This window comes from Pseudomonas zanjanensis (assembly GCF_014268745.2).
Taxonomy (GTDB): domain Bacteria; phylum Pseudomonadota; class Gammaproteobacteria; order Pseudomonadales; family Pseudomonadaceae; genus Aquipseudomonas; species Aquipseudomonas zanjanensis.
On sequence record NZ_JABWRB020000003.1, the window covers coordinates 574270 to 589727 of the forward strand.

Below are 15458 nucleotides of genomic sequence, written 5' to 3' on the forward strand. Positions count from 1 at the left end.
AAAGTAAGAAGGATCTGCGATGACTGACCAACAGAACACAGCTGCCACTGAAGAAGAAGCCGCACCGCAATTCTCCTTGCAGCGCATTTACGTTCGCGACCTGTCCTTCGAAGCCCCGAAAAGCCCGGCGATCTTTCGCCAGCAGTGGGAGCCGAGCGTAGGCCTGGACCTGAACACCCGTCAGAAAGCCCTGGAAGATGACTTCCACGAAGTGGTGCTGACCCTGTCGGTGACCGTGAAGAACGGTGACGAAGTGGCGTTCATCGCCGAAGTGCAACAGGCCGGTATCTTCCTGATCAAGAACCTGGACGCCGCTTCGATGAGCCACACCCTGGGCGCGTTCTGCCCGAACATCCTGTTCCCTTACGCCCGCGAAACCCTGGACAGCCTGGTGACCCGCGGTTCGTTCCCGGCCCTGATGCTGGCTCCGGTGAACTTCGATGCCCTGTATGCGCAAGAACTGCAGCGCATGCAACAGAAAGGCGGCGCGACCGTTCAGTAAACCGGTCGGCGCAAGTCCAATGTGGGAGCGGGCTTGCTCGCGAAAGCGGTGTGTCAGGCGACATTGATGTTAACTGACACACCGCTTTCGCGAGCAAGCCCGCTCCCACATTTGTTATGCGGTGTTATTGAAAGCCGTTCTGCCGCCACGCCTCATAAACCGCCACCGCCACGGTATTGGACAGGTTCAGGCTGCGGCAGCCTTCGCGCATCGGCAGGCGCAGGCGCTGCTCGGCGGGCAGGGCGTCCAGCACGTCAGCCGGCAGGCCACGGCTTTCCGGGCCGAACAGGAACGCATCACCGGCAACGAAGCTGGCGTCATGGAACGGCCGCGAACCCTTGGTGGTAAAGGCGAACAGACGCGGATGCCCGAGGCTCTCCAGGCAACTGGCGAGGTCGGCGTGACGCTGCAAGGTGGCATACTCGTGGTAGTCGAGGCCGGCCCGGCGCAAGCGCTTGTCGTCCATGTCGAAGCCCAGCGGTTCGATCAAATGCAGGTGGCAGCCGCTGTTGGCGCACAGCCTGATGACGTTGCCGGTATTGGGCGGTATTTCCGGTTGAAAAAGGATGACGTGAAACATGCACGGCTCCGCAGATAAAGATGAGCGGCATTCTACGCCGCAAACCGACCGACGTTCGAAGCTAATGCCTCGGGTGATGGGTTCGTTGGCGATCGTCGGCATGATGGTGGGGCTGATGATCGGGCGCCTGACCACGCCCGACCCGAGCGCGTTGCAACAGGTCGAAGTGACAGACGGGGTGCTGGTGGCCTGGTTCAACAATGAACCCAAGCTCCATGGGGAAATCGTCGACGGCTCGGTGGCGCTGCTGTTCCAGGCAGAAGGTCGGCCGCAGAAGGGCCAGTTGAAAGTCAACGGCAAGGACGTGAACTGGCGGGTGCGTTTGAGTGACAAGGGGTTGTTGCTGACGCTGGTGGCGGCGCGTCCGTTGCGAGGGGAGTGGACCGGCAGCGAAGTCGATGACCGCTGGCGGCTGGAGGTCCGTCTCCAGGAGCAATAAAAGAGGGAATCCCCGGCCTGCCTGTACCAAGGTCCCCAAAACGGGAGGGCGCGCGCTGAGCGCATGGCCCTGGGTATAAAGAAGGGAAACCTTGACCTGCCTGTATCAAGGCCCCCAAAACAGTGGGCTCGCTGAGCCCGTATAAAATGGGGAATCCCCGGCCTGCCTGTACCAAGGTCCCCGAAACTGGGTAGTGATCTAGCTATTGCAGGGGGCGTGCCAGTTTTAAATGGCTTGTCACAAAAAGACCGCTGGTGATGCGAAAAGCCCCGTATTCCGGGGCTTTTGTTTTTATTTGTGCGGTTTTTTCGAACGGGGTCGATGGGGTTTGGCTCGTTGTGTATGCGCAATTGCGGTTCGCAGTGCATTGATGCGGTGCACAAAGATCCAATGTGGGAGCGGGCTTGCTCGCGAAAGCGGTGTTTCAGGCGACATTGATGTCAACTGACACACCGCTTTCGCGAGCAAGCCCGCTCCCACAGGGTTAAAGGCTGATCAGCCCTCATCCCCATCATCATCATCCCCTCCATCGACCTTCATACCCAATTCCTTGATCTTGCGGGTCAAGGTATTGCGGCCCCAGCCCAGTAGCACGGCGGCGTCGCGGCGGCGGCCGGCGGTGTGCTTGAGGGCGGTTTCGATCATGATCCGCTCGAAGCTGGGCACGGCACTGTCCAACAGGCTCGACTGGCCACGGGCCAGGGCCTGGTCGGCCCACTGGCGCAGGGCTTGTTCCCAGTTGGTCACCGGGGCCGAATCCTGCGGCAGGCTCAACAGCTCCGGCGGCAGGTCGCTGATGTGCACTTCGCGACCCGAAGCCATCACCGTGATCCAGCGGCAGGTGTTCTCCAACTGGCGCACGTTGCCCGGCCACGGCAGGTTCTTGAGGTATTCCTCGGTTTCGCTCTTGAGCAGCTTGGGCTCGACCGCCAGTTCCTGGGCCGCGCGGCTGAGGAAGTGCCGGGCCAGGGTCGGGATGTCTTCACGACGGTCCGCCAGGCGCGGGATATGGATGCGGATCACGTTCAGGCGATGGAACAAGTCCTCACGGAATTTGCCGGCGTGTACCAGGGTTTCCAGGTTCTGGTGGGTCGCGGCGATGATGCGCACATCGACCTTGACCGGCGTATGACCGCCGACCCGATAGAACTCGCCATCGGCCAATACGCGCAGCAGGCGGGTCTGGGTGTCAGCCGGCATGTCGCCGATTTCATCGAGGAACAGCGTGCCGCCGTCGGCTTGCTCGAAGCGCCCGCGGCGCAGGTTGGCCGCGCCGGTGAACGCGCCTTTCTCATGGCCGAACAGTTCGGACTCCATCAGGTCCTTGGGAATCGCCGCCATGTTCAACGCGATGAACGGCGACGCCGCCCGTGGGCTGTGGCGGTGCAGGGCGTGGGCCACCAGTTCTTTACCAGTGCCCGACTCGCCGTTGATCAGCACGGTGATGTTGGAGTGGCTCAAGCGCCCGATGGCGCGAAACACTTCCTGCATCGCCGGCGCTTCGCCGATGATTTCCGGGGTGCGGGCCAAGGCCGGCACTTCTTCCAGGCCCTGTTGCTCCTGGGCGTGCTGGTTGGCGCGCTTGACCAGCGACACCGCTTCGTCGACGTCGAATGGCTTGGGCAGGTATTCAAAAGCGCCGCCCTGGTAGGACGCCACGGCGCTGTCCAGGTCGGAATGGGCGGTCATGATGATCACCGGCAGGCGCGGATGCTGTTCGCGAATCCGCGCCAACAGATCGAGGCCGCTGGCGCCCGGCATGCGGATGTCGGAAATGATGACGTCCGGTTGCTGACGCGCCAGGCGACTCATCACCCCATCGGCGCTGTCGAAGCTCTGGGTGGTCATGCCTTCCTGTTGCAAGGCTTTCTCCAGGACCCAACGGATAGAACGGTCGTCATCGACGATCCACACGGTTTCACTACGGCTCATGTCGATGTGGCTCCTTGTTCCAGTGGCAGGAAGATCGAGAAGGTGGTGTGGCCGGGGTGGCTCTCACATTCGATCAAGCCCTGATGCTGACTGATGATGTTCTGGGTAATGGCCAGGCCCAGCCCGGTACCGTCCGGACGGCCGCTGACCATGGGGAAAAAGATGGTTTCCTGCAGCTCGGCTGGGATGCCCGGGCCGTTGTCGATGATTTCGATCTTGGTCACCAGGCGATGGCGCACGTGGCCGATGGTGAACTGGCGCATGGCGCGGGTCCGCAGGCTGATGCGGCCCAGGCGCAGTTCGTTCTGGCTGCTGATGGCCTGCATGGCGTTGCGCACGATGTTCAGTACGGCCTGGATCATTTGTTCGCGGTCGATCAAGACATCGGGAATGCTCGGGTCATAGTCGCGCACCAAGGTGATGCAACCCTGGCTTTCGGCTTCCACCAGGCTGCCGACACGCTCCAGCACTTCATGGACGTTGCACATCGCCAGGGATGGCAGCTTGTTCGAACCCAGCATGCGGTCCACCAGGTTCCGCAGGCGGTCGGCTTCCTCGATGATGACGTTGGTGTAGTCCTTGAGGCTTTCTTCCGGCAGTTCGCGGGCGAGCAACTGCGCCGCGCCACGTATCCCGCCGAGGGGGTTCTTGATTTCATGGGCGAGACCGCGCACCAGCATCTTGCTGGTTTCCTGCTTGGACAATTGCGCCTCTTCCTTGGTGATGCGCAGCAGTCGATCACGGGGATGGACTTCCAGCAGCAGCAAAGTGGCACCGTTGTTCAGGATCGGCGTGACGGCGTAATCCACGGTCAGGGTCTGGCCGGTCAGGGCGGTGAGCATTGCTTCACGCTTGGTGAACGGGTGGGCCTGCTCCACCGCTTGGCGCAGGGAGTTGAGCGCTTCGGCGGATTCGGTGAATAACTCGCTGATGAACTGCCCGTGACTGCGCTGGCCGCTGACGGCCAGGAGCATCTCCGCCGCCGGGTTCATATACTCGAGGCGCAATTCGGCGTCGAGCAGGATGGTCGCGGTGGTGAGGTTGTCGAGCAGCAAGCGGTGTAGTGCGTCGCTAATGGTCATCAGGACCTCTTTTGGAGCGTAGCAACTGGGGACCGATCCCAAATTGCGCGCGCGATTAATGCGCTGTTGCGAGGAAAATGCAAAAACCAAACCAAGGCTCCGAAAAGAAGCGTTTAGAGCCTCAAAAGGGTGTTTTTCGGTCGGTTGCGTGGCGTTCTGCCAGCTTTTTCGGGTACTTTCGAACCAAAATGGGTTTTAGAACTGGGTATCGTGCAAGCTATTGCACTAATATAGTGCGTCGGTGTGGGCGGTGTTAGAAGAACGGCAAGATGCTGCTTTTTTCTTCTTCAGGTTTTTCGGCGAGAGGGCACTCGGGCCTTTGACCGTAGTCGGCCGTGGCGCAGGGCTTGATGCGGCGCTTTTGCGCCAGGGACATGCGCTGCATGTGGAAGGGCTGGTTGGCGGTGCGCTCGACGATGCGGTCCTGCTCGTCGAGGATTTCGACCGCCAGGTGATGAGTGCCTCGATCGATATTACTCAAGGCGAATACCGGGCTCGGCCCCGGCGCGCCCGTCGGCTGGCCGTCGAGCAACAGGCGGTAGCGGTGGCCTTTTTTCAGGCCGGGCTCGCTGGTGACGCTGACGATCAGTTCGCCTGCGGTGCTGCGTATCGTCGCGTCCGGCTCGGGTATCAACAGCCGGAGCATTTCGTAATGGAACAGCGGCTCGGGCCGGGCTTCGGCCGCAGGCGCCGAGGGTGTGCTCGCGGGCGGCGTCGGCATCCGGTTGCCGGGTGACACTTGGACTTTCTTTGCGTTGCCAGGGCGCGGCTGATCGGTGAACACGCGATTACCCTGGGCATCGATGTAGGTGTAGACCTGCGCCACCCCGGGCAGCGCCGCCAATGCCAGGCCAAGGGCGAGCCACCAGCGGATCATGGTCGGTGCACCCGTTGCACGGTGAACGTGACGGTTTCGCTTTGCTGCACAAGGTTCTCTCCGTCGATGACCTGAACCGCCAGGCTGTGTTCGCCCCGATCGATATTCATCAATTGCAGGCGCGGCACGTTGCTCGGCTGGCCGTAGGGCTGCCCGTCCAGCAGCAAACGGAACAGATGGGGGCTGCGCAGGCGCGGTTGGGTACGCACGCCCACGGTGAAGGTGCCGTTGTTGGCTCGCAGGGCCTCCTCGGTGGGGATGTCGATCAGTTCCAGGATCTCATAGGCATTGCGCGGCTCGTCGCTGTTCGCGGGGGCTGGTGGCGTGTCCGGGCTGGTCGGGGATTGACGTTCGATGCTGTTGAGCGGCGGCAACTCCACCGTCTGCGCCGGTACGCCTTGGGGCGGCTGGTTGCTGTAGGCGGTGTTGCCCTCGGCGTCGGTGTACTTGTAGATCTGCGCGGCGGCGGGCAGTGCCAGCAGCAACAGGATGATTGAAAAACCGCGACCCATGGGAAATCGACCGAAAACCAAAGTGATGGATGCAGCATAGGCCAGGGCGGATGGTTGGCCCAGTGTTGTGTTCACAGCAAATCCCCTGTGGGAGCGGGCTTGCTCGCGAAGGCGGTGTGTCAGTCGCTGAGATATTGAATGTGCCGGCCCCTTCGCGAGCAAGCCCGCTCCCACAGGGGATCTGCAGTGAACACAATCTTGTGCCCGATGCATAACCACTGTGGGAGCGAGCCTGCTCGCGAAAGCGGTGTGTCAGACGCTGATATGTTGAATGTACAGGCCTCATCGCGAGCAGGCTCGCTCCCACAAGGGAAGGGGGGGCTGTCTTAAGCTTTTGTGGAGATACACAGTCCTCCGGTCGCTCGGATCAGCGCGAGGCGGTGCACCGGGTGCTGTTTGTTGTGGTGGGTGGCTCGGGCCAGCCATTGCGGGCAGTGCGGGTCGGTGCGGTAGGGGGCGAAATCGGCCAGTTGTTGCAGCAGGCGTTTTTGCAGTCGATCAAGTTGTGGGCGGATCTCGCCAACCAAGTCCGGCCGTGGCAGGTCCGGGGCCTTGCCGTCCAGGGCCCAGTCGGACAAGTTGATGTATTGCACCATCTTGTTGGCTTCTATCTGGGCGGCGAAAAACGCTTCCACGGTTTCACCACTCAGCTTGTAGGCCGGCGCCTGGGCAACGGCGGCGGCAATGACTTCACGCTCGCGCTGACGGTCCTCTACAGGTTTGCCACTGTCCCATTTGCTCAACGCTACCTGGTCGGCGATGGCCAGGCGTTCGCCAATGGCGTTGAGCAGCGGGGTGAGGTCGTCAGGGGCGGGGGTCGAGGCGGCTTCGGCGGTGGTAGCCAGCAGCGCGGCAGACAGGGCAAGGCAGAGCTTGAAGCGCAACGTCATGGTCAGTCTCGTCTTCTGTGGGGAGCGACGAGGCATCATGCACTTAACCTGCACCCATAAAAAAGGCCTCCCGAAGGAGGCCTCTCTTTAGTTCACGCCGTGCGTGGCGGCGCTTACTGGATCAGCAGCTGTAGTACAGCTCATATTCCAGTGGGTGTACGAAGGTGCGAACCTTGATTTCTTCTTCGCTTTTCAGCGCGATGTAAGCGTCGATGAAGTCATCGCTGAATACGCCGCCCTTGGTCAGGAATGCACGGCCCTTGTCCAGCTCTTCCAGGGCTTCTTTCAGGCTGCCACAGACCTGTGGGATTTCCTTGGCCTCTTCAGGCGGGAGGTCATACAGGTTTTTGTCAGCGGCATCGCCAGGGTGGATCTTGTTCTGGATACCATCCAGGCCGGCCATCATCAGTGCAGCGAAGGCCAGGTACGGGTTGGCAGCCGGATCCGGGAAGCGTGCTTCGATACGGCGGGCTTTAGGGCTGTTCACGTAAGGAATACGGATCGAGGCGGAACGGTTGCGAGCCGAGTAGGCCAGCATGACCGGAGCTTCGAAGCCTGGGACCAGACGCTTGTAGGAGTTGGTCGACGGGTTGGTGAAGCCGTTCAGGGCCTTACCGTGCTTGATGATACCGCCGATGAAGTACAGGGCAGTGTCCGACAGGCCGGCATAGCCTTCGCCTGCGAAGGTGTTCTTGCCGTCCTTGGAGATCGACATGTGAACGTGCATGCCCGAACCGTTGTCGCCGTACAGAGGCTTCGGCATGAAGGTCGCGGTGCGGCCGTAGGCGTCAGCCACGTTGTGCACGCAGTACTTGAGGGTCTGAACTTCGTCAGCCTTCTTGACCAGCGTGTTGAATTTCACGCCGATTTCGTTCTGGCCGGCAGTCGCCACTTCGTGGTGGTGAACTTCGACGGTCTGGCCCATTTCTTCCAGTGCGTTGCACATGGAGGTACGGATCTCGTGGTCGAAGTCGAACGGTGGAACCGGGAAGTAACCGCCCTTGATACCTGGGCGGTGGCCTTTGTTGCCGCCTTCCACGTCCTGGTCGGACATCCACGAACCTTGTTCGGAGAAGATCTTGAACATCGAGCCGGAGATGTCGGACTTGAACTTGACCGAGTCGAAGATGAAGAACTCAGGCTCAGGACCGAAGAAAGCGGTGTCGCCGATACCGGTGGACTTCAGGTATTCCTCGGCACGGTGGGCGATGGCGCGTGGGTCGCGGTCATAGCCTTGCATGGTCGAAGGTTCGATGATGTCGCAGACCAGGATCAGGGTCGGCTCTTCGGTGAACGGGTCCAGGACGGCGGTTTCGTCGTCCGGCATCAGGATCATGTCGGAGGCTTCGATGCCTTTCCAGCCGGAGATGGAGGAACCGTCGAACATCTTGCCGATTTCGAAGAATTCGTCGTCCAGCGCATCACGGGCCGGCATGGTCACGTGATGTTGAGTGCCTTTGGTGTCAGTGAAGCGCAGATCAATCCACTTGACGTCATGATCTTTGATGAGTTGAACCGACTTCGACATATGTCCTCCGGGTGGCTTCGGGCGGGTAGTGGAGTGCCCTTAGATATGGGTGATGCCGGCGCGAATACTCTGCCAAGGCAACCTGCCTCACAAGGGAGCAAATTGCATGCCAGTGCCCCACCATGGGTTTTTTGCACCAAATCCTCGCTTTTAAAGGCGTAAATCACAGATTGTCAGACAATAACGCACTGCAATGTGGCGCCGTCAATCGATAATGACCTGTTTTGGTGCATGCAAAACCATCTGCACAGAAACTGGTTAAACCTTGAGCAATTTCCGCTATAATCCGCGCCCCCCTTTTTCGGCTGGCCGTTCGCGCGCTGTTTTCATGAAACTAATCGTAAAAGTCTTCCCCGAGATCACCATCAAGAGCCGCCCGGTACGGATGCGTTTCATCCGCCAGTTGGCCAAGAACATCCGTGCCGTGCTCCGAGACCTGGACCCGGCTGTGGTGGTGAATGGCGTGTGGGACAACCTCGAGCTGGAAACCCGTGTCAGCGAACCCAAGGTCCTCAAGGAAATGACCGAGCGCCTGAGCTGCATGCCGGGCATCGCGCATTTTCTGCAAGTCGATGAATACCCGTTGGGTGATTTCGACGACATCCTTGCCAAGTGCATGCTTCATTATGGTGACGCACTGACCGGCAAGATCTTTTCGGTGCGTTGCAAGCGTGCGGGCAAGCATGCGTTCAGCTCGATGGATGTGGAGAAGTACGTCGGCAGCCAGTTGCGCCGGCAGTGCGGCGCGGCCGGTATTTCGTTGAAAGACCCGGAAATCGAAGTCCGCATCGAAATTCGCGACCAGCGGCTGTTCGTGATCCACAGCCAGCACAACAGCATCGGCGGTTATCCGCTGGGTTCGCTGGAGCAGACCCTGGTGCTGATGTCCGGTGGCTTCGACTCCACGGTAGCCGCCTACCAGATTATGCGTCGCGGGTTGATGAGCCATTTCTGCTTCTTCAACCTCGGCGGGCGCGCCCATGAATTGGGCGTAATGGAAGTGGCGCACTTCATCTGGAAGAAGTACGGCAGCTCCCAACGCGTGTTATTTGTGAGTGTGCCGTTCGAGGAAGTCCTGGGCGAGATTCTCGGCAAAGTCGATAACAGTCATATGGGCGTCATTTTGAAGCGTATGATGTTGCGTGCCGCGTCGAGCATTGCCGACCGCCTGCAAATCGATGCGCTGGTGACCGGCGAGGCGATTTCCCAGGTATCGAGCCAGACGTTGCCGAACCTGTCGGTGATCGATTGCGTGACCGAGAAGCTGGTCTTGCGGCCGCTGATTGCCAGCCACAAGCAGGACATCATCGACCAGGCCAACGAAATCGGCACCGCCGAGTTTGCCCGGCACATGCCTGAGTACTGCGGCGTCATCTCGGTCAATCCGAAGACGGCGGCCAAGCGCGGGCGGGTAGAGCACGAAGAGAAAGAATTCGACATGGCGGTGCTCGAGCGAGCGCTCGAAAACGCCAGGCTGGTGCCGATCGATCGAGTCATCGATGAGTTGGGCCAGGATGTTCAAATTGAAGAAGTCGGCGAAGCACTGGCCGGTCAGATCATCATCGACATCCGCCACCCGGATGACGCTGAAGACGACCCGCTGAGTGTCGCCGGCATCGAGGTAAAAACGATGCCGTTCTATGCAGTGAACGCGCGTTTCAAGGAACTGGACCCTACTCGCCAGTACCTGCTCTATTGCGACAAAGGCGTGATGAGTCGCCTGCATGCCCACCATTTGCTCAGTGAGGGGCATGCCAATGTGCGCGTTTATCGACCGAGCTAAGTGCCCGGGGCTGTTTGCCTGTGGCCTGCGTCACCGGCCCCCCGACGCCGCCGACACGCTGTAACTGTCGGACTCTACTGTAAATCGCTGCCACGACCTGTCAGCACACCGAATCCTCTGATCGAGATACACAAGTGATCGAAAATCTACGCAACATCGCCATCATTGCTCACGTTGACCATGGTAAGACCACCCTGGTAGACAAACTCTTGCGTCAATCCGGCACCCTGGAGCGCAACGAGCTCAACGACGAGCGCGTGATGGACTCCAACGACCAGGAAAAAGAGCGCGGTATTACCATCCTGGCAAAAAACACCGCCATCAACTGGAACGGCTACCACATCAACATCGTGGACACCCCGGGCCACGCCGACTTCGGTGGTGAAGTAGAGCGCGTGATGTCGATGGTTGACTCCGTACTGCTGCTGGTTGACGCTCAAGACGGCCCTATGCCGCAAACCCGTTTCGTGACCAAGAAGGCGTTCGAAGCCGGCCTGCGTCCGATCGTGTGCATCAACAAGGTTGACCGTCCAGGCGCGCGTCCAGACTGGGTTCTGGACCAGATCTTCGACCTGTTCGACAACCTGGGTGCCACCGAAGAACAGCTGGACTTCAAAGTCGTCTACGCCTCGGCCCTGAACGGCATTGCCGGTCTGGACCACACCGAAATGGCCGAAGACATGACCCCGCTGTACCAGTCGATCGTCGACAACGTACCTGCGCCGAAAGTCGACCGTGACGGTCCGTTCCAGATGCAAATCTCGGCACTGGACTACAACAGCTTCCTGGGTGTTATCGGTGTTGGCCGTATCGCTCGTGGTCGCGTCAAGCCGAACACTCCGGTCGTGGCTGTCGGCGCCGACGGCAAGCGCCGCAACGGTCGTATCCTGAAGCTGATGGGTCACCACGGCCTGCACCGTGTAGACGTTGAAGAAGCAGCCGCCGGTGACATCGTCTGCATCAGCGGTATGGACTCGCTGTTCATCTCCGACACCCTGTGCCACCCGGACACCGTTGAAGCGATGAAGCCGTTGACCGTCGACGAGCCAACCGTTTCCATGACCTTCCAGGTCAACGACTCGCCATTCTGCGGTAAAGAAGGCAAGTTCGTGACGTCCCGTAACATCAAGGAACGTCTGGACAAAGAGCTGCTGTACAACGTTGCACTGCGCGTTGAAGAAGGCGACTCGGCTGACAAGTTCAAGGTCTCCGGCCGTGGCGAGCTGCACCTCTCGGTGCTGATCGAAACCATGCGTCGCGAAGGCTTCGAAATGGCTGTAGGCCGTCCGGAAGTGATCATCCGTCTGGTTGACGGCGTGAAGCACGAACCGTTCGAAAACGTCACCATCGACCTGCCGGAAGAATCCCAAGGCAAGGTGATGGAAGAGATGGGCCTGCGTAAGGGCGACCTGACCAACATGGTGCCGGATGGCAAAGGCCGTGTACGTCTGGAATACAACATCCCTGCTCGTGGTCTGATCGGTTTCCGTAACCAGTTCCTGACCCTGACCAACGGTGCTGGCATCCTGACCTCGATCTTCGACCGTTACGACGTGATGAAGTCGGGCGACATGTCCGGCCGTCAGAACGGCGTTCTGGTTTCGGTTGAAACCGGCAAGGCGCTGACCTACTCCCTGGAAACCCTCCAGGCGCGTGGCAAGCTGTTCGTCGAGCACGGCCAGGAAATCTACGGCGGTCAGATCGTTGGTCTGAACAGCCGTGACAACGACCTGGGCGTGAACCCTACCAAGGGCAAGAAGCTCGACAACATGCGTGCTTCGGGTAAAGACGAAACCATCGCCCTGGTTCCACCTGTTCGCTTCACTTTGGAACAGGCCCTGGAGTTCATCCAGGATGACGAGCTGTGCGAAGTGACGCCTAAGTCGATCCGCCTGCGCAAGAAGATCCTGGACGAAAGCGAGCGTACCCGCGCCGCCAAGAAAGCCAAGAACTGATTGCCTTAGCCTCGGCTGAATGAAAACGCCCCCGGTTGTGAGACCGGGGGCGTTTTTTTGTGCCTGGAAATTATTGGGTGTCTGATAGGGCCCCTTCGCGAGCAAGCCCGCTCCCACAGTGGATCTTCAGTGGACACAGATTTTGTATCCGCCGTAGATCCATTGTGGGAGCGGGCTTGCTCGCGAAAGCGATCTGCAAAACGCCGCAGAAACTAGCAGTCGATCAGAATTTGTCCAACGTCCGCGGATTGCGCTCGCGCTCCACTTCCTTGGGCTTGTAGGCGCAATAGCCTGGCCGTGGCCCGACCCGAGGATGGTTGCGGCAGGTGTCCGGGCGCTTCTCGTAAATGGTGCACAGCCGGCTCTTGCGGTCCAGATAAAGGCAATCGTTGTTGCTCATGCGCTGGAGCGTGAAGATTTCCGACTTCTGGTTGTAACGCTCGACGATCCCTTCCTTTTGCAGGCGCTTGGCGATGTTCTTCGGTGGGTCGCCCAGTTCGAACTCATCGACGATGCCAATGCGGATCAGGTCCTTGATCTTGACCTCCACCGGCAGCGTGCAGCAGCTCGACACGCAGGAACCGCACATCGGGGCGGAGTACTTGGCCCAGGTATCGAGTCGGTCGATCTCCGCGGCGGCGATCAGGTTGGGCTTCATCATCACGGTTTACCAGCATGCATCAGGGCGCGCGATCATACCGGGACTGGTGAAATTTTGAACGACCATCTGCCGGTTTTTTTTGCATCCCGGCAAAACCTGTCCGGACCGGCACGGCCCCTGCATTCATTCGGCCATCCGGCAATTCCATGGCGGCGATTCTCCGACACTCGGGGAAATCCACCGAACCAAGAGCCTGTACCGTCTGTCAGACCGTCTAGGCTCAGACAATTCCATGCTCGTTCGAGGTCTTATCAATGACTCAAGAACCACTTGTTCGCGAAGCTGAAGTTGCGGCATTTCGCGACGCCGTGTTGACCAAACTCACTTATGCCGTCGGCAAGGACCCCGATCATGCGTTTGATCACGATTGGTTCGAAGCCATTGCCCTCGCCGCCCGCGACCACATGGTCGAACACTGGATGGACCACACGCGGCAGATCTACCGCAAGGGCCAGAAGCGGGTCTATTACCTTTCCCTGGAATTTCTCATCGGTCGCTTGCTCTACGACAGCCTGAGCAACCTCGGCTTGCTGGACACCGCCCGTGAGGCCTTGACTGAGCTGGGCGTGGACCTGGAGCGCATCCGCCTGCTCGAGCCCGACGCGGCGCTGGGCAACGGTGGCCTTGGCCGCTTGGCGGCGTGCTTCATGGAAAGCATGTCCACACTGGGTATCGCCGGCCATGGCTACGGTATTCGTTACGAACACGGCTTGTTCCGCCAGGCTATCGTCGACGGCTGGCAGCAGGAGCAGACCGAGCACTGGCTGGATTTCGGCAACCCGTGGGAGTTCGAACGTCCGGAAGTGGTCTACCCGATCGGCTTTGGCGGCAGCGTCGAGACCGTCACCGATGACACCGGCAAGACCCGCCAGGTCTGGTCCCCGGCCGAAACCGTGCGGGCCATTGCCTATGACACGCCAGTGGTGGGCTGGCGCGGCGCGAGCGTCAACACCCTGCGCCTGTGGCGTGCCCGGGCCATGGAAGAGCTGCACCTGGAGCGCTTCAATGCCGGCGACCACCTCGGCGCCGTAGCCGAAGTGGCTCGCGCCGAAAGTATTTCCCGCGTGCTGTACCCGGCCGACAGCACCGAAGCCGGCCAGGAGCTGCGCCTGCGCCAGGAGTATTTCTTCGTTGCCGCCTCGTTGCAGGACTTGCTGCGCCGGCATCGCAACATGCACACCTCGGTGCTGACCCTGGGCGATCACGCGGCCATCCAGCTCAACGACACGCACCCGTCCATTGCCGTGGCCGAGTTGATGCGGCAATTGGTGGATGTCTACGACGTGGCCTGGGACGCGGCTTGGCAGGTCACCCAGGACACGCTGTCGTATACCAATCACACGCTGTTGCCCGAAGCCTTGGAAACCTGGCCGGTGGGGCTGATGGAGCGCATGTTGCCCCGGCACATGCAGATCATCTACCTGATCAACGCCCAGCACATCGATTCGCTGCGGGCCAAGGGTGTGCACGATTTCGACGTCCTGCGCGCGGTGTCGCTGATCGAGGAAGACAACGGTCGCCGGGTGCGCATGGGCAACCTGGCGTTCCTCGGTTCCCACAGCGTCAATGGCGTGTCCGGGCTGCATACCCAGTTGATGCGCAGCACGGTGTTCTCCGAACTGCACAAACTCTATCCGGAGCGGATCAACAACAAGACCAACGGCATCACCTTCCGCCGCTGGCTGTTCCAGGCCAACGCTGAATTGACGTCGATGATGGTCGACGCCCTCGGCCCGAGCGTGCTTGACAACCCAGAGGAGCGCTTGATCGAACTGGAACCGTTTGCCGACAAGCCGGCGTTTCGCAAGCAGTTCGCCGAGCAGCGCCTGCACAGCAAGAAGGCCCTGGCTTACTTGATTCATGAACGATTGGGCATCGCCGTCAACCCGGCGGCGATGTTCGACGTGCAGGTCAAGCGGATCCACGAGTACAAGCGCCAATTGCTCAACCTGATGCACACCGTGGCGTTGTACCAGGCGATTCGTGCCGAGCCGGAAGTGGACTGGGTGCCGCGGGTGAAGATCTTCGCCGGCAAGGCCGCCGCCAGTTATCACCAGGCCAAGCTGATCATCAAATTGACCAACGACATCGCCCGGGTGGTGAACAACGACCCGACCGTGCGCGGCTTGCTCAAGGTGGTGTTCCTGCCCAACTACAACGTCAGCCTGGCCGAAAGCATCATCCCGGCGGCGGACTTGTCGGAGCAGATTTCTACCGCCGGTTTCGAAGCCTCGGGCACCAGCAACATGAAGTTCGGCCTCAACGGCGCGCTGACCATCGGCACCATGGACGGCGCCAACGTGGAAATGCATGACCGCGTCGGTGGCGAGCACATGTTCATCTTCGGCCTGACCGCCGAGCAGGTGGAGGCGCGCAAGCGCAACGGCGAATTCAGCGCCGCACCGGACATCGCCGCCTCCCATCGCCTCAACGATGTGTTGCAGGCGATTCGGGGCGGGGTGTTCTCGCCGGATGACCCGATGCGCTACGCCGGTCTCGTCGACTCGCTGGTGGACTACGACCGCTTCCTGGTGTGCGCCGATTTCGACGCCTACTGGAACGCCCAGGCCAAGGTCGAAGAGAAGTGGCACGACTCCAAGCAATGGTGGCGCTCGGCGGTGCTCAACACCGCGCGCATGGGCTGGTTCTCCTCTGACCGGACTATCCGGGAATACGCCACCGACATCTGGAAAGCCCTGGAATAGCCTTTACTGCAA

13 protein-coding genes are annotated in these 15458 nt (G+C 60.3%); 5 read left to right on the forward strand and 8 right to left on the reverse strand.

Annotated elements, in window-relative coordinates; all coding sequences use genetic code 11:
• The first annotated feature begins 19 nt into the window (after positions 1–19).
• Positions 20–502: a protein-export chaperone SecB gene (gene secB / locus HU715_RS22325; protein ID WP_186710849.1), complete on the forward strand. Its 483-nt coding sequence runs from the start codon at positions 20–22 to the stop codon at positions 500–502.
• 124 nt (positions 503–626) lie between these two features.
• Here the strand turns inward: secB and trmL are convergent, their stop codons facing one another.
• Positions 627–1082: a tRNA (uridine(34)/cytosine(34)/5-carboxymethylaminomethyluridine(34)-2'-O)-methyltransferase TrmL gene (gene trmL, locus HU715_RS22330; protein ID WP_092173386.1), complete on the reverse strand. Its 456-nt coding sequence runs from the start codon at positions 1080–1082 to the stop codon at positions 627–629.
• On the opposite strand from trmL, the gene HU715_RS22335 reads away from it, so the two are divergent.
• The gene (locus HU715_RS22335; protein ID WP_186706134.1) at positions 1081–1521 is read left to right on the forward strand and encodes a hypothetical protein; all 441 of its coding nucleotides are present in this window, start codon (positions 1081–1083) and stop codon (positions 1519–1521) included. The two genes, trmL and HU715_RS22335, sit on opposite strands and share 2 nt — an antisense overlap.
• A 495-nt stretch (positions 1522–2016) precedes the next feature.
• Here the strand turns inward: HU715_RS22335 and ntrC are convergent, their stop codons facing one another.
• The 6 genes from ntrC to glnA all read right to left on the reverse strand — a co-directional run bounded on the left by ntrC (position 2017) and on the right by glnA (position 8342).
• Entirely contained in the window at positions 2017–3453 is a 1437-nt protein-coding gene (gene ntrC, locus HU715_RS22340; RefSeq protein ID WP_186706133.1) for a nitrogen regulation protein NR(I), read from the reverse strand.
• Positions 3450–4535 carry a nitrogen regulation protein NR(II) gene (gene glnL, locus HU715_RS22345; RefSeq protein ID WP_003186732.1) on the reverse strand — a complete coding sequence of 362 codons (1086 nt, stop codon included), beginning with the start codon at positions 4533–4535 and terminating at the stop codon, positions 3450–3452. Before glnL ends, ntrC begins: the two co-directional genes overlap by 4 nt.
• A gap of 253 nt (positions 4536–4788) precedes the next feature.
• Positions 4789–5412, reverse strand: coding sequence for a DUF4124 domain-containing protein (locus HU715_RS22350; RefSeq protein ID WP_186706132.1), 624 nt, complete (start codon positions 5410–5412; stop codon positions 4789–4791).
• Positions 5409–5924 (reverse strand): DUF4124 domain-containing protein, encoded by a 516-nt coding sequence (locus tag HU715_RS22355; protein WP_186706139.1) that lies wholly within the window; start codon positions 5922–5924, stop codon positions 5409–5411. Before HU715_RS22355 ends, HU715_RS22350 begins: the two co-directional genes overlap by 4 nt.
• 326 nt (positions 5925–6250) lie before the next feature.
• Positions 6251–6814 (reverse strand): chorismate mutase, encoded by a 564-nt coding sequence (locus HU715_RS22360; protein ID WP_186706131.1) that lies wholly within the window; start codon positions 6812–6814, stop codon positions 6251–6253.
• Between the two features lie 121 nt (positions 6815–6935).
• Positions 6936–8342 (reverse strand): type I glutamate--ammonia ligase, encoded by a 1407-nt coding sequence (gene glnA, locus HU715_RS22365; RefSeq protein WP_014336114.1) that lies wholly within the window; start codon positions 8340–8342, stop codon positions 6936–6938.
• Between the two features lie 328 nt (positions 8343–8670).
• Here glnA and thiI point away from each other — a divergent pair, with 328 nt between their 5' ends.
• Entirely contained in the window at positions 8671–10125 is a 1455-nt protein-coding gene (gene thiI / locus HU715_RS22370) for a tRNA uracil 4-sulfurtransferase ThiI (protein WP_186706130.1), read from the forward strand.
• Between the two features lie 134 nt (positions 10126–10259).
• Positions 10260–12080 carry a translational GTPase TypA gene (gene typA / locus HU715_RS22375; RefSeq protein ID WP_186706129.1) on the forward strand — a complete coding sequence of 607 codons (1821 nt, stop codon included), beginning with the start codon at positions 10260–10262 and terminating at the stop codon, positions 12078–12080.
• Positions 12081–12303: 223 nt separating this feature from the next.
• Here typA and HU715_RS22380 read toward each other — a convergent pair whose 3' ends face one another.
• On the reverse strand, positions 12304–12741 hold the full coding sequence (locus tag HU715_RS22380; protein WP_003196865.1) for a YkgJ family cysteine cluster protein: 438 nt from the start codon (positions 12739–12741) through the stop codon (positions 12304–12306).
• 254 nt (positions 12742–12995) lie between these two features.
• Here HU715_RS22380 and HU715_RS22385 point away from each other — a divergent pair, with 254 nt between their 5' ends.
• Positions 12996–15446 carry a glycogen/starch/alpha-glucan phosphorylase gene (locus HU715_RS22385; RefSeq protein WP_186706128.1) on the forward strand — a complete coding sequence of 817 codons (2451 nt, stop codon included), beginning with the start codon at positions 12996–12998 and terminating at the stop codon, positions 15444–15446.
• Positions 15447–15458 lie beyond the last annotated feature (12 nt).